This window comes from Paraburkholderia sp. WS6, from assembly GCF_030464835.1.
GTDB lineage: Bacteria > Pseudomonadota > Gammaproteobacteria > Burkholderiales > Burkholderiaceae > Paraburkholderia > Paraburkholderia madseniana.
The window spans coordinates 11,874-26,684 of record NZ_JALQCK010000011.1; the positions used below are offsets into that span (position 1 = coordinate 11,874).

The 14,811-nt window shown below is 65.0% G+C and carries 12 protein-coding genes; 2 read left to right on the forward strand and 10 right to left on the reverse strand.

Annotation, left to right across the window (positions count from 1 at the left end; genetic code table 11):
* Positions 1-3 precede the first annotated feature (3 nt).
* Entirely contained in the window at positions 4-1,239 is a 1,236-nt protein-coding gene (locus M0D64_RS15350; RefSeq protein WP_266258314.1) for a citrate/2-methylcitrate synthase, read from the reverse strand.
* Positions 1,240-1,373: 134 nt separating this feature from the next.
* Here M0D64_RS15350 and M0D64_RS15355 point away from each other — a divergent pair, with 134 nt between their 5' ends.
* Positions 1,374-2,765: a CoA transferase gene (locus M0D64_RS15355; protein ID WP_266258487.1), complete on the forward strand. Its 1,392-nt coding sequence runs from the start codon at positions 1,374-1,376 to the stop codon at positions 2,763-2,765.
* Between the two features lie 36 nt (positions 2,766-2,801).
* Here the strand turns inward: M0D64_RS15355 and M0D64_RS15360 are convergent, their stop codons facing one another.
* Positions 2,802-3,548 carry a GntR family transcriptional regulator gene (locus M0D64_RS15360; protein ID WP_115780853.1) on the reverse strand — a complete coding sequence of 249 codons (747 nt, stop codon included), beginning with the start codon at positions 3,546-3,548 and terminating at the stop codon, positions 2,802-2,804.
* 204 nt (positions 3,549-3,752) lie between these two features.
* Between M0D64_RS15360 and M0D64_RS15365 the strand changes: the two genes are divergently transcribed.
* Positions 3,753-4,598: an aldo/keto reductase gene (locus M0D64_RS15365; RefSeq protein WP_266258316.1), complete on the forward strand. Its 846-nt coding sequence runs from the start codon at positions 3,753-3,755 to the stop codon at positions 4,596-4,598.
* 80 nt (positions 4,599-4,678) lie between these two features.
* Here the strand turns inward: M0D64_RS15365 and M0D64_RS15370 are convergent, their stop codons facing one another.
* The 8 genes from M0D64_RS15370 to M0D64_RS15405 all read right to left on the reverse strand — a co-directional run bounded on the left by M0D64_RS15370 (position 4,679) and on the right by M0D64_RS15405 (position 14,664).
* On the reverse strand, positions 4,679-5,149 hold the full coding sequence (locus M0D64_RS15370) for a hypothetical protein (RefSeq protein WP_266258317.1): 471 nt from the start codon (positions 5,147-5,149) through the stop codon (positions 4,679-4,681).
* Positions 5,150-5,446: 297 nt separating this feature from the next.
* Positions 5,447-6,292, reverse strand: coding sequence for a hypothetical protein (locus M0D64_RS15375; protein ID WP_266258319.1), 846 nt, complete (start codon positions 6,290-6,292; stop codon positions 5,447-5,449).
* A gap of 674 nt (positions 6,293-6,966) precedes the next feature.
* The gene (locus tag M0D64_RS15380; RefSeq protein ID WP_266258321.1) at positions 6,967-9,138 is read right to left on the reverse strand and encodes an ABC transporter ATP-binding protein; all 2,172 of its coding nucleotides are present in this window, start codon (positions 9,136-9,138) and stop codon (positions 6,967-6,969) included.
* Positions 9,135-10,013: an ABC transporter permease gene (locus tag M0D64_RS15385; protein WP_154565861.1), complete on the reverse strand. Its 879-nt coding sequence runs from the start codon at positions 10,011-10,013 to the stop codon at positions 9,135-9,137. Before M0D64_RS15385 ends, M0D64_RS15380 begins: the two co-directional genes overlap by 4 nt.
* Positions 10,010-11,020, reverse strand: a complete 1,011-nt coding sequence (locus M0D64_RS15390; RefSeq protein WP_266258323.1) for an ABC transporter permease — start codon at positions 11,018-11,020, stop codon at positions 10,010-10,012. The genes M0D64_RS15385 and M0D64_RS15390 overlap by 4 nt, the downstream gene beginning before the upstream one ends.
* Positions 11,021-11,112: 92 nt before the next feature.
* Positions 11,113-12,777, reverse strand: a complete 1,665-nt coding sequence (locus M0D64_RS15395) for an ABC transporter substrate-binding protein (RefSeq protein ID WP_266258325.1) — start codon at positions 12,775-12,777, stop codon at positions 11,113-11,115.
* A 333-nt stretch (positions 12,778-13,110) separates the two neighbouring features.
* On the reverse strand, positions 13,111-14,130 hold the full coding sequence (locus tag M0D64_RS15400) for a HoxN/HupN/NixA family nickel/cobalt transporter (RefSeq protein ID WP_266258327.1): 1,020 nt from the start codon (positions 14,128-14,130) through the stop codon (positions 13,111-13,113).
* 18 nt (positions 14,131-14,148) lie between these two features.
* Entirely contained in the window at positions 14,149-14,664 is a 516-nt protein-coding gene (locus tag M0D64_RS15405) for a cupin domain-containing protein (protein WP_093638871.1), read from the reverse strand.
* Positions 14,665-14,811: the final 147 nt, after the last annotated feature.

The window sequence follows — 14,811 nt, forward strand, 5'->3', positions numbered from 1 at the left end:
GCCTCATCCGGCCACCTCAACCTCCCCGATATAGCGCGCGCGTGGCCGTATCAACCGGCCGTCGCGCGTCTGTTCCATTGCGTGAGCGATCCAGCCAACTACCCGGCCGACCGCGAACAGCGTGAATGCGGCGCCGGCCGGCAGGCCGAGTACCCGTTCGATGCCCACGAGCGCAAAGTCGACGGTCGGCTCCGCGCCGGTCGTGTCGCGCACCGTGCGCGCGATCGCCTGCACTTCGTCTAACGGCGAACGGGCCGGCGCGCAGTCGGCGAGCATCCCGAGCAGCAGACGCGCGCGCGGATCGCCGTCCGGATAAAGCGGATGACCGAAGCCCGACAGCACCGGCCCATGCGCGCCGTGCTCGTGGCGGGCGAGACGGTTCGCCAGATAGCGGTCGAGATCGGGTGCGCGTGACGCTTCATCGAGCAGCGCGGCAATCCGTACCGTTTCGCCACCATGTCGCGGGCCGGCCAATGCGGCCAGACCGCCGGCCACGGCGCCGAACAGATGCGTCCCGGTCGACGTGATGCAGCGAACCGTGAAGGTCGATGCATTCAGTTCATGATCCGCGCAGGCCACCAACGCCGCGCGCAGCAGCCCCGCTTGCTGACGGTTGCGTATGTTCCACGCTGAAGCCACCTGCTTGTGCAGCGGTTCGTTCGATGGCGCCGCCGAGACCATCGCGGCGGCCAGCAAACGCATGACCGCGCAGGCGGTATCGAGTTGCGCGTCGCGGCCGAGCGCCCATACCCGCGGCATTTGCGCGGCGGCGGCCGGCAGCAGCACGAGCGCGCGGTCGAGCGGCGTGCTGTCGCTCCAGAGCTTGAGCCACGCGGCCCACTGCGCGGCGGCGAACGGGACGGCCGGTGCATCGGCGATACGCCTCGCACTGCATTCCCACAACAACGCCGCGACATCCTCCAGAGATGCCGTGCGCGCCAGTTCCATGGCGTCGTGCCCGCGATACAGCACGCGGCCGTCGGCCACCAGCGTGATCGACGATTCGAGCACCGGCACGCCCCAGTCCAACACCTTTTGCGCGACCTTGCCGGCGCGCTTGCCGTCTTCCTTGCGCCGGGCGAGCCGCCGCACTTCGCCGGCATCGTAGAGCCGGTGCTTGCCTTGCGCATCCGGTGATGAGCTCAGCATGCCGCGGCTGACATACGCATACAGCGTAGGTAGGCTGATGCCGAGCGCGGCGGCGGCTTCCGCGGCAGTCAGGGAATGGGACGGTGGCATGGAAACGCGTAGAAACCGAAGAAATCAATATATATTGATTATCATAATCAAGATTGATTGCGGCAAGGCGAAATTCTAGACTCGGTTCACTTTCTTCCTGTTCCAACTCGAACGAGATGAACGACATGAGCACCATGACGCCTGAACTCGCACTCAAACATATCTGGACGACCGCGCAATGCGACCCGACTGCGCTGCGGTCCGTTTCGCTTCCCGGCACCGATCCGGGTTTGCCATCGGTCTATCGGGTCGGCGCGTTGGCCTCGGCGACCATCGCCGCGAGCGGCCTTGCGGCTGCCGAATACCATCGCTTGCGCACGGGGCGCCGGCAACACGTCACCGTGGAGATGCGGCGTGCACTGGCGTCGTTTCGCAGCGAGCGCTATCTGCGCATCGACGAGGGTCCGCCGCCCGCTTTGCGCGATCCGGTGATGGGTTTCTACGCGACGCGCGACGGCCGCTGGATTCAACTGCACACCAACTTTCCGCATCATCTTGAGGGCGTGCTGAAGGTGCTCGGCTGCGCGAACGATCGCGCGGCGGTGGCCGAGGCGATTCGCGGCTGGGATGGCGCGATGCTTGACCAGACGCTCGCCGACGCCGGTTTGTGCGCGGCATTGATTCGCACGCCCGACGAGTGGGCCGCGCTCGATCAGTCGAAAGCGATTGCGGGGCTGCCGTTGTTCGAGATCGAGCGCATCGGCGACGCGCCGGTCGAGCCGCCGCGCGGGGCCGGCGCGGAGCGGCCGCTGGCGGGCGTGCGGGTGCTGGATGTGTCGCGCATCATTGCCGGGCCGGTGGCGGGGCGCGCGCTCGCGCAGCATGGCGCCGAGGTGTTGATGGTCAACGGTCCGCACTTGCCGAACATTGCGCCGCTGGTGATCGACAACGGGCGCGGCAAGCGCTCGGCTGTGATCGATTTACGCGATGCAACTGGCCGGGAAACGTTAAATGGCCTCGTTAGCGACGCCGATGTGTTTTTGCAGGCGTATCGACCGGGGGCGCTCACGGCACGCGGGTTCGGTCCCGAGGAGCTGGCGCGAGTGCGGCCGGGGATCGTCTATGTCTCGGTTTGCGCTTATGGGCACAAGGGCCCTTGGGCCGGGCGGCGCGGCTTCGATAGCCTGGTGCAGTCCGCGAGCGGGATTGCGTTTACCGAGCGCGAGGCGGCGGGATGGGATGAGCCGAAGCATCTGCCTTGTCAGGCGTTGGATCACGCGACGGGATATCTGGCTGCGTTCGGCGCGATGGCCGCATTGACGCGGCGAGCCACCGAAGGCGGGAGCTGGCACGTGAGGGTGTCGCTCGCGCAGACCGGACGGTGGTTGCAATCCTTCGGATTGCTTCCCGACGGCTGGAAGGCGCCCGACGTTTCGATCGACGATGTGCGGGATTGTCTGGGAACCGTGCAGTCGGAGTTCGGGCGGGTCCTGGGCGTTCTGCCGGCTGAGCGTCTGGAGGAGACGCCCGCGTATTTTGCGCTGCCACCGGCTCGGATAGGCGCGCACGAGGCGAAATGGGAGTGAAGGTACTGTGATGGCCGCGACGAGCAAAGACCGTGCTTACTTCCTCAGCTCCGCCACGAAATCATAGTAATCGTTGCGGCAGTAGGTATCGGTCAGCTCGATCGCCCGTTGATCCGCCGTGTACCCGACGCGCGTGATCAGCAACAGCGCCTCGTTAGGCGCAATGCTCATCTGCTGCGCGATCTCCTCATTCGCGTTCACCGCGCGAAAATGCTGCAGCGCGCGGACAATCGTCAGTCCGCGATTTTCCAGGTACGTGTACAACGAATCGCCAATCGCCTGGGGATCGGGAATCACCGCGGCAGGGAAGGTGGAATTCTCCACCGCCATCACGATGCCGTCGGCGAGCCGCAAGCGGCGCAGCCGGGTCACAGCCGCCGCCGGCGACAAGCCCAGTTGAATCACCTCATCGCGGTTAGCCGGCGAAATTTCTCGCGACAACCACTTCGAACTCGGCGTAAAGCCGCGTCGGCGCAGCATTTCGCTGAAACTCGACAGACGCGAAAGCGGATCTTCATAGCGCGGCGTGATAAAGCTGCCCGCGCCTTGAGTGCGGCGGATCAATCCCTGTTCGACCAGTAAGGCAATGGCTTTGCGCGAGGTGATCCGCGATACGCCGAGCGCTTCGGACAGCACGCGCTCGGAGGGCAGCGCCTCGCCCGCGTTCCAACGGTTTTCGTGAATCGCACTGCCGAGCTTGCGAGCGAGTTGCAGGTACAGCGGCGTGTCGTTTTCCGGGTCCGGGCGCAGATCGCGCCAGCGGTCTTCCGAGGCAGAGGTCATGGGGCTCACGCAAGAAGGGCAAGCGGCAATTCTAAGACATCGGCGCGCTCCGTTATAGCGGGCTTTTGCCTGGTGCTCGATCCGATGCTCGTGCAACCGCTAAACTCGTCCCTACGATTTCCGTATCAGGCGCCGCGGATTCGCCTGCGCCGCCGCATCGACATGGACGCGTTGCCCTATGTTTAGTCATTTCGAGGAGAAAGCATGACGACCGATATCGCAAGCGTGAGCCTGCCCGACGGCGAGCGTATTCCGAAACTGGGGCAGGGCACCTGGGAGATGGGTGAACAGCCGGCGCGCCGCACCTCGGAGCTCGCCGCGCTGCGCTGCGGCATCGAACTGGGCATGACGCTGATCGACACGGCGGAAATGTACGGCGACGGCGCCACCGAATCGCTTCTCGGAGAAGCGCTCGCGGGGCTGCGCGATCAGGTCTTTCTCGTCAGCAAGGTGTATCCGCATAACGCCAGCCGGCGCGGCGTGATCGCGGCCTGCGAGCAGAGCCTCAAGCGCCTGAAAACCGATCGGCTCGATCTGTATCTGCTGCACTGGCGCGGTTCGGTGCCGCTCGCGGAAACCGTCCAGGCATTCGAGGCATTACGCAGCGCGGGCAAGATTCGCCACTGGGGCGTCAGCAACTTCGATACCGACGATATGGAAGAACTCGTCGCCACGCCGGGCGGCGAGGCGTGCGCGACCAATCAGATTCTCTACAACGTCGCGCGCCGTGGGCCGGAATTCGACCTGTTGCCGTGGCTCGCCGCGCGCAACATGCCGGCGATGGCATACAGTCCGGTCGATCACGCGCGCCTGCCGAAACGCTCGCCGCTCGACGATATCGCCGACGCACGAGGCGTCTCGGTGTTTCAGGTGGCGCTAGCGTGGGTCTTGCAAAAACCCGGCGTGTTTGCAATTCCGAAAGCGGGCCGCGTCGAGCATGTGCGCGACAACCATCGGGCGTCGCAACTGCAACTCGACACGCATGAACTCGCTGCTATCGACACTTATTTCAAACCGCCACGCAGCAAGCGGCCACTCGAAATGCTGTGAGCGCATTAGCTGCCGCTAGCGAATTGCGGCGGGCCGTGGAGCCGGCGCTTATGGCGCTGCGGCTCGCTGCGCCGGCGTCATTAATTGCAACCGTGGTGCATGTGCACGGAACCTAGAACGGCGACTTCAGCGGGCGTGTGCTTGAGCGAATCTTCGTTGACCTGGGCGGCGTCGGCAACGAATTCGTCAACGATTGACGACACCTGCGTATTGCGCAAACACAGCGACACCCGCTGCGTTTCGTTGGGCGGCAGTGACGCGCGCTGACCGAGGAACAGCACGCCGTACTGATAGCCGTGGATGATGCCGCGGATCGCGCCGACGCATTGACCTTGTGCGACGTTATCGTTTTTCTGCTTGCAGGTTTGCGCGAGCGAATAGGCGGAGAAGGTGGGATCGACCGGCGGGGCGGCTTGCGACAAGGTTTGCGGCTGCGGCTGGGCAGGCGTAGCCGGTGTTTGCGCATGAGCGAGCGATGCGAGGCCCAGAGCGGCGACCATCAGCAGTCCGGTGGCCGTGCGCGCCATGGAGTGGGGGACGTTTCGTTGCATGTTGTGATGCCCTCATATCGAACGTTGAATCTGATATGAGGCAATCGTTTCGGTTTGGTTCCGGTCACGCACGACGCGATCGATTGTTTTGGTTTTAAACGCGTGCAAGAACAGGAACTGCTTGTCAGCGCTTTGCGGCGGTGCGTGCTGTTTTGCCGGGCCGCCTGCGGGTGCTGCCGATACCGACCGGCCTCGGGCGGTGACGCTCGACCGGGGGATCGAGACATCACCGCCGCTGCCGGGGGACTGCGAACGGCATACGCATGTCGTTAGCGACGGGTAGGGCGCGGGGGCCCCCTACCCGGGAAACAGGCGACTGCTAGTGCCCGCTTCCTCCGCCATTGCCACCACCGTTACCGCCGCTACCCTTGCCTCCGTGACCGCCGCCGAAGCCTCCGCCAAAGCCGCCGCCGAACCCGCCACCGAAGCCTCCGCCAAAACCACCACCGGGGCCGCCTTTTCCACCGCCGAACCCGCCGCCGGGGCCGCCACCGCAACCGCAGCCGCCGCCGCTGCTACCGCCGCTGCTTCCGCCACCGCTGCTGCCGCCGCTGCTTCCGCCACCGCTGCTGCCGCCGCCGCTGCTGCCGCCACCGCTGCTTCCACCACCGCTGCTTCCACCACCGCTGCTTCCACCACCGCTGCTTCCACCGCCGCTACTGCCGCCGCCGCTACTGCCGCCGCCGCTACTGCCGCCACCGCTGCTACCGCCGCCGCTGCTACCGCCGCCGCTGCTTCCGCCGCCGCTGCTTCCACCACCGCTGCTTCCACCACCGCTGCTTCCACCACCGCTGCTGCCGCCACCGCTGCTGCCGCCGCCGCTGCTACCGCCGCCGCTGCTACCGCCGCCGCTGCTGCCGCCGCCGCTGCTGCCGCCGCCGCTGCTGCCGCCGCCGCTGCTGCCACCGCCGCTGCCACCGCCGCTACTTCCACCACCGCCGCTGCCGCCGCCATTACCCTTGCCGCCGCCACTGCCCGAGCCCGCCGCGCCGCCGGCACCATTGCCGCTCGCACCCGCGCCACCGCCGCCTGCGCTCGCCGCGCCGTTGCCGCCGCGATGCTGCACGCACCCCCCGACACTGGTCCTTGTGCAGTCGCGCGGACTGAACACCAGGGCCGCGTCGTCGGCAGCGGTCGGTTCATCGGGCGCGGTGCCGGTGGCCGCTGCGCCCGCCGCTGAACCCTCGTCCTGCGCGATTTGCGTCGCTGCGTGCGCGCCGCTCGCAGGCATTGGCGCATCGGCAACCGTCATCAACTTGGGGACCGCATCCGTCGACGCGGAGTACGCGACCTGGGTTATCAATAAGGCCACCCCTGCCGCGATTGCCGTACTCCGTATAACCCCGAAGTAGTACTGATTGAATTTTCTGGTTTTCATCACGTCTCTCCCGAGGGGACGCCGGCACCTCGCTGCCGCCATCCCCCACGCTGATACTTCGACGGCGGGCCTGTCTGAACGCAGGCCTCGTCGCCCCCCGAGTCTGTTTTGCGGATGCAAGTCAAACACCATCAATGTCTTCCCGGCACCGTAGCCGGTGCGCCGACAAGCGCTTGCATGCACGTCAGCCGGTACCGTCCGGGTGCGCTGCGTCGCGTATCGCTTCTTGCCACGGCGATTCGCACAAGCGGCGCTTCCGACTCTTTTCCGATCTCTTTGGCTTCGAATGTATGGACGGTTCTTAGCGATATCCATGCCACTGCCCGCAAAGCCTTGCGGCGACGGGCGTCGAATAGGGGTGCGCGATGCCCGCGAGGAAAAAACGCAGGAAAATGTTTCGATGATGAAACGCGTGGCCGGAAGGCCGCCTTATTGCGCGTTATTCGTTGCGCGCGGTGTTTTCCGGTGCGTTTTCCGAGCCGCTGCCGGAGACCTTGCCGGTGTTGTCGCGCGCGGCGGATTGCAGCACACGCAGGTCGTCGACGGGGATATGGCAGCGGATGCGATGCGCGGACGGCTGGCCAGCGTCACCGCTGCCGGCTTCGAGGAAGGGCGGGTCTTGCTGCTCGCAGATCGCCCCGAGTTTGCGCGGGCAGCGCGTATGGAATACGCAACCGGACGGCGGCGATGCGGCGCTCGGCAGATCGCCGGACAGCCGTATGCGGGCGGTGTTGCCGCGGGCGTCGAGTGTCGGCACCGAAGACAGAAGCGCTTCGGTGTAGGGATGGTGTGGTCCGCCGAAGACCGCGGCTGCCGGTCCGATCTCCAGAAGCCGGCCGAGGTACAGCACCGCGATGCGATCCGACAGATAGCGCACCACGTGCAGATCATGCGAGATGAACACGTAGCTCACGCCACGCTCGCGTTGCAGATCGGCGAGCAGGTTGAGGATCGCGGCCTGCACGGAGACGTCGAGCGCGGACGTGGGTTCGTCGCAAACCACCACGCGTGGCTCACCGGCAAACGCGCGCGCGATCGCCACGCGTTGCTTGAGTCCGCCGGACAACTGACGCGTGCGCGAGCCAAGATAGCGTTCGGGCAAACGCACCGCCGCCGTCAAGGTGGCGAGCCGTTCGTCGATTGCAGCGCCGCGCAGCGCGGCGAGGCGCGACAACGCACGACCGATCAGCCGCTTCACCGAATGCGCGCGATTGAGCGCCGAGTCCGGATTCTGGAACACGATCTGCAGCGACTTGACCTGCTCGTCGTTGCGTCGTGTGACGCGCGCGGCGAGCGGTGTGCCGTCGAGTTCGAGCACGCTGCCCGCATCGGGTGTCAGCAGGCCAAGCATCAATTTCGCGAGCGTCGTCTTGCCGCTGCCGGATTCGCCGACGAGGCCGAGCGTTTCGCCACTGGCGAGATCGATCGAAACGTTGTCGACCGCGCGCAGCGGAGCGCCGGATACGTGGAATGTTTTCGAGAGTTTTTCCGCGCGCAGCACGAGAGCAGGGCGCTCGCCGTCACGCAACGCATCGTCTTGCAGGGGCAGTCCTTCCGCGGACGCACGCGGCAGTTCGATTGCGCGTTCGTGGTAATGGCAGCGCGACATCTGATCGCCGTGTGCGGCACTCACGCGATACGGCGGCGGTGCTTCACGGCGGCAGCGGTCGTCGGCGAGTCGGCAACGGTCCGCGTAAATACAGCCTTGCGTGACCGAGCCGGGCAAGGGCAAATTACCCGCGATGGTGTCGAGCCGCTCGGTGTCCTTGCTGCGTCCCGCGGTCGGCAAACAGCGCAGCAGTCCAACGGTATAGGGATGACGTGGCCGCGCGAACACGTCCTGGGTGGCGCCTTCCTCGACCAGCTTGCCTGCGTACAGCACGCCGACGCGTTCGCACATCCGCCCGATCACCGCGAGGTTGTGGCTGATGAACAGCACCGCGGTGCCGAGTTCTTCGCGCAGTTGCGCCACGAGGTCGAGCACTTCGGCTTCGACGGTGGCGTCGAGGCCTGTGGTCGGTTCGTCGAGAATCAGCAAGGCGGGGTTCGACGCGAGCGCCATGGCGATCACGACACGCTGCTGCATGCCGCCCGACAACTGATGCGGATAGCTGTCCATCACGCGTTCGGGTGAAGCTATGCGCACCCGCTTCAGTATCTCGACCGTGCGCTGCACTGCTTCGTTACGCGAGACACCGGCCGCTTCGAAGGCTTCCGTGACTTGCCGTGCGATCGTCAGTGACGGATTTAATGCGCGCCCGGGATCCTGATAGACCATCGAAATCGCGTTCGCGCGCATCGTGCGTAAAGCGTCCGCGTCGAGCTTCTGCACGTCCTGGCCGGCGATGATGATCTTGCCCGCCTTCACCTTGCCGTTTCGTGGCAGATAGCGCAGCGCCGCCATTGCGACCGTCGATTTACCGCAGCCCGATTCGCCGACGAGGCCGTATGCTTCGCCGCGCCGTACGCGAAACGATACGTCCTGCAGCACTTCACGATCACGTCCGCGCATCCGGTACGTGACTGTCAGGCCGACGACAGTCAGCGCATCCGTGCGATCGCTCTTCGACACATCGAAGGCGGGGAACGAGGCGGGCGGCGGGCCGTTCATCGGTCGAGCACTCCTTGCACGCTATCGGCGATCAGATTCACGCCGACCACGAGCGAGGCGATGGCGCCGGCCGCGAACACCACGGTCCACCATGCGCCACCCGCCATCAGCGTGTACGACTCGGACAGCGCGAGCCCCCAGTCGGCGGAAGGCGGCTGAATGCCGAAGCCGAGAAACGACAGCGTCGCGACCGCGAAAATGGCATACCCGAGCCGCACGGTCGCCTCGACGATGATCGGTGGCAGCACGTTCGGCAGAATCTCCGCGAACATGATGTACGGCGCGCGTTCGCCCCGCAGTTGCGCTGCGGCCACGTAGTCCAGATGCCGTTCGGCGAACACGGCGGCGCGTACGGTGCGCGCGGTGATCGGCGTGAAGGTAATGCCAATGACGAGAATCACGGTGAAGTTCGATGCGCCGACCGCGGCCAGCGCGAGCAACGCGACGATCACGAGCGGCAGCGCGAGCACAGCGTCGATCGCGCGGCCCACGACGTTGTCCACCCAGCCCTCGAAATAGCCGACGATCAAGCCGAGGGCTGTTCCCGCGACCGTGCCGAGCAGGGTCGCCAAAGGCGCAATGGTCAGAATGTCGCGCGCGCCAACAATGACTCGGGAGAACACGTCACGACCGAGCTGATCGGTGCCGAACCAATGCGTGCCATCGGGCGGTGTGAGCGAGTTGAGCGGATCGGATGCGTACGGGTCGATCCGCACGATCCATTGCCCGGCGATCGCGCAGACCACCCACCATCCAACGATCAACACGCCGACCACAAACGTGGGCGAGCGCAGCAGGACGCGCAACTGGTCGAAGCGCGGTTCAGTAGCCGGGCGTGGAGCGGGCGGCGCGGCCGGCGGAACGATGGTGCTCATTCGGCGCTCCTCACTCGTAGTCGCGGATTGAGCAGGATATGCAGTGCATCGGCGACGAGGTTGGCGACGGTGTAGATCACGCCGATCGTCAGCACGCCCGCTTCGAGCATCGGAAAATCCTTGGCCTTGGCGGCGTTGTAGATCAGCGAGCCGATACCTTGATAGTGGAACAGCGTCTCGACCACCACGAGGCCGCCGATCATGTAGCCGAGCTGCGTGGCGGCGACGGTGATGGTCGGCAGCAGCGCATTGCGCAACACGTGCCGCCAGATCACGGTACGGCGCGGCAAGCCTTTGAGGATTGCCGTGCGGGTGTAGTCCGCATCGAGCGCTTCGACGGTGCCCGCGCGCGCCATTCTCGCGATGTAGCCGAAGAACACCAACACCAGTGGCAGCACCGGCAGAATCAGATACCGCAATTGTTCGAGCGCGCTCGCTTCGGGCGGATACGACGCTTCGATCGGCAACCAACGCAGCCACACGCCGAACACCAGAATCAGCACGATCGACGAGACGAACTCCGGCACCACGGTCGCCGACAAACCGGCGATGCTGATGGTGCGATCGAGCCAGCGTCCTGCGTGCATGGCCGACCACACCCCGCCCGCGATGCCGAGTGGCACGACGACGATAAACGCCAGCAAGCCAAGCTTGGCCGAATGCGCCAGGGCGTCGGCGATAAACGGTGCGACCGGTTCGCGGTACGCATAGGAAAGTCCCATGTCGCCGCGTACGAAATGCGAGATCCACTCGACGTATTGCGTCATGAGCGGCCGGTCCGCGCCGAGCTGATGATTGAGCGCGGCGACCGCGCGCGCATCGGCGAGCGGCCCGAGCACCGCGCGGCCGATATCGCCAGGCAGCAACTGGCCGCCCGCGAACACAATCACGGACAGCAGCCACAGCGTAATCAACGACAAACCGACCCGCGTCGCCAGAAACCGCGCGACGCGGCCGGCGTTGCCGTTGGGGACCGGAGAGGCGGAAGGGGTCACCGTGGTCGACATTGTGATCTCCTGCCGAAGAAGTGCCGTGCGCTCATGCTTTCAACGCCTTCGCGTCAAACCGCTTTTACGTTCAAACCGCTTTTGCATCCACATCACGCGCTCAACACCGCGCGGTCGAAATAGAGTTGCGCGAGCGCGGTGAAGCGCACGCCGTTCACACCCTTGCGCATGGCGATCAACTGATCGTAGAAGAACGGAATGATCACGGGCGTTTCGTCGAGCAGCAGCGTCTGGATCTGTCCGGAGATTTTCTTCTGCGTGCCCAAGTCGACTGCCGCGACGAACTGCGCGACCAGTTGATCGTATTGCGGGTTCTTGAAGTGCGCGGCGTTCCACGTGCCGGTGCTGGTGAGCGGCGCGTTCAGAAACACGTTTGGCACGCCGCGATGACCGTAATCGGTGATGCCGAGCGGCGAGTCGAGCCAATCCGATTTGCCAGGTGTGCCCGCGCCGTAGTACAGCGACTGACTCTCCACCTTCAGATTGATGCGCACGCCGATCGCCTTCGCCGCGTTCTGCACGACCACCGCGAGATCGGGAATCTCCATGTACTTCTCGGTGGTCAGCGTGACGTCGAAGCCATTCGGCACGCCCGCTTGCGCAAGCAGTTGCTTCGCCTTCGCGATGTCGATCCTGCGTTGCGCGACGCCTGCATCGGAAGACGGAAATACCGGCGCGAACGGGCTGTCGTTGCCGATTTGCGCACGGCCCTTAAACAGACCGCGCACCAGCACGTCGCGGTCGAGCGACAATGCCAGCGCCTGGCGCACGCGCTTGTCCTTGAACAACGGATTGTCGTTGCGCATATGAATCTGGCGATGCGCGCTCGACTTCACGCCGATTGCCTTGTAATCCGGATTGTTCAGAATGCCGGCGCCGCCCTGCACGGTGAAGGTGCCCATCACGTCGGCCTGGTGGCCTTGCAACGCGAGCATTTGTGCCTGTTCGTCGGCGTAGAACGAGAACTGTACGCGTTGCGGTAACGCTTTGTCGCCCCAGTAGTCCGGATTGCGCACGAACGAGGCGCCGACCTTCGCCTGATACTTTTCGAGCTTGAACGGACCGGTGCCGATGAAGCTCTTTTCATAACCACCCGCATAGTTCGCGGGCAGGATCACGGCGTTGTAATTGTCCGAGGAAACGTAGTACGGGAAGTTGCCGTTCGGTGCATCGAGATGGAAGGCGACCGTGTGCTCGTCGACGACCTTCGCACCGCCTTTCGACAGCACGCCCTTGAGCACCGAGAGCGCCGCCGAACCGCTCGCCGGATCGGCGAGGCGATCGAAGGTGGCGACGACGTCTTTGGCGGTGAACGCCTGGCCGTCGTGGAATTTGACGTTCTGGCGCAGCGTGAAGGTCCACTCGTCGCCCTTGTCGTTCGCCTTCCACGACAAGGCAAGCGCCGGCTTCAGCACGAGTTTTTCGCCGTCGTCGTCGATCAGGAATTCGCCGGTCTGATTCAGCAGCGCGAGGCTCGCGGCATCGTTCACGGTGAGCGGATCGACGGCGCCGGCCGGCGTCAGGTGGGCCACGCGGATCGTCTGGTTGGACGGGCTCGGTGCGCCTTGCGCGCGGGCTCGCGGCGCATTCAGCACGCCGCCGCCGGCCAGCGACAAACCGATCACGCTCGCATAGCGCAGCAGATCGCGGCGCGTGATGCGGCCGGCGATGAATTCGTCGATGGCGTGGTTGCCGTAGGCGTCGGCGGTGTGGCGAGCTAGGTCGAGTTCGAGAAATCGGTCCGCGGGAGTCTTCATCGATGGAGTATCCAGTCCGTTCTGCTGTCGGTTCTGAAGGGCCGCGCCGGATGCACGCGACAGGCGACTTCATTGCAATGACGAAAAGCTGCAGCGCGCTGCAGTGCTGAAAAGCGGTTTCAGTGTAAGCGATTGCCCATCGGTTCGGCGCGCTTGCTGCGCGGTCCGGTCGCCGTTTGGCGTATAAAAGGGCCGGCGTGTGTCGTCACGACAACGCTCGGCGGGCTGTCTCGCACGGTTGCGCAAAAGCGCAGGATGCCGCAGCGCGGAAACTGCCGTTGTGTCGTCGCCGCCGTGGAAACCTTACCGGTCTTCTGCGAAGGCACGTTTGATTTACCGTGCAACGATGCCGTCGCGGCGCCAGCGATGGAACAGCACCGAGCCGATCCAGCACGCCATGAAGGTTGCGACGATGCCGTAACCCAGTACGCCGAAGCGTTCGTTGAGACCCGCCACCGCATCCCATACGCCGCCGCTCAAACCGAGTTTGTCCGACAGCAGGCCCAGCGCTTCAACGCCGCCAATGACGATTGCCACCACCGCCGAAACGAACGTGATGCTCGCGTTGTAGTAGAGCTTGCGTTTCGGATCGTCCATGGCCCAGCCGTAGGCGTGGACCATCAGCACGTTGTCGGTCGAATCGACCAGCGTCATGCCCGCGGTGAAAAGCGCCGGGAACACGAGGATCGAATACAGCGGCAGACCTTTGCCGGCTTCGGACGCGGCAATCGCCAGCAGGCCGATCTCGGTCGCGGTGTCGAAGCCGAGACCGAACAGCACGCCGACCGGGTACATGTGCCAGCTTTTCGTCACGAGCCGGAACATCGGCCGCAATGCGCGCGACAGCAGACCGGCGGGCGCGACGCCTGCCGTCGTTTCAGCAGCGAGTTCGCCGCCGCGTTGGACGTGGCGATAGCGGCGCCACACGTCGCGCAGAATCACGAGGTTCACGCACGCCAGCACCAGCAAAAACACTGCCGAGACGACGGTGCCGATCGTGCCGCCGACCGCCTTGAAGGTGTCGAAGCGGCCGTGCAGCGAATGCGCAGTCCACGCAATGCCGATCGTCGCCGCGATCACGATTGTCGAATGGCCCAGCGAAAACGCCAGGCCCACGCCGAGCGGTTGCTTGCCCGCCTGCATCAGCTTGCGCGTAACGGCATCGATCGCCGCGATGTGGTCCGCATCCACTGCGTGGCGCAGACCGAAGCCATACGCGAGCAGCGCGGTGCCGAGCAGCAGCGGATAGTGGCGAAACGCGATCAGCGCCCACGCCCACGCGCCGAGGTTGGCGGCGATCAGGACGGCATACAGCGTGATGAGGCGAGGGCGCAGCGAAGCAGTCGGCGTCATGAGTTGCGTGATAGAAGTTTAGTGATCGTGCGGATGCTTGTGAATCGGATCGACCCAGAAGACCGTTTCCGGCGCTTCCACCGCGTCGATGTTCAGATTTACCACCACCGCTTCATTGTCGCTGCGCACCAGCACGCATTCGAGCGGATCGTCGGTGCTCGCGTTGATCTCCTGATGCGGCACATAGGGCGGCACGAAGATGAAGTCACCCGGGCCCGCTTCGGCCGTGAACTCGAGATGCTCGCCCCAGCGCATGCGTGCCTGGCCTCGCACCACGTAGATCACGCTTTCGAGCGCGCCGTGATGATGCGCGCCGGTCTTTGCATTCGGATGGATCGTCACGGTGCCGGCCCAGATTTTCTGCGCACCGACGCGTGCCGCGTTGATCGCTGCCGCGCGATTCATGCCCGGCGTTTGCGCGGTATTGCTGTCGAGCTGGTCGCCCTTGATGACCTTGACGCCGTGCTCGCGCCAGTCGATCGGCGCCGCCGGTTGTTCATCCTTATAGTGCGGGTGTTCGTGATCCTGGCTCATGGTGTGTCTCCTTGAGGGCGTTAGTCCGGGCGGTCGGCACGGCGCCGTTTGGCATTTTTGCACGTTCAAAAACGTGTGTGTTGCCGGCTGCCCCAGGCGGCGTCGCGGACGAAAAAAAGCCCATCCACAGGGGACGGGCCTTTTGCT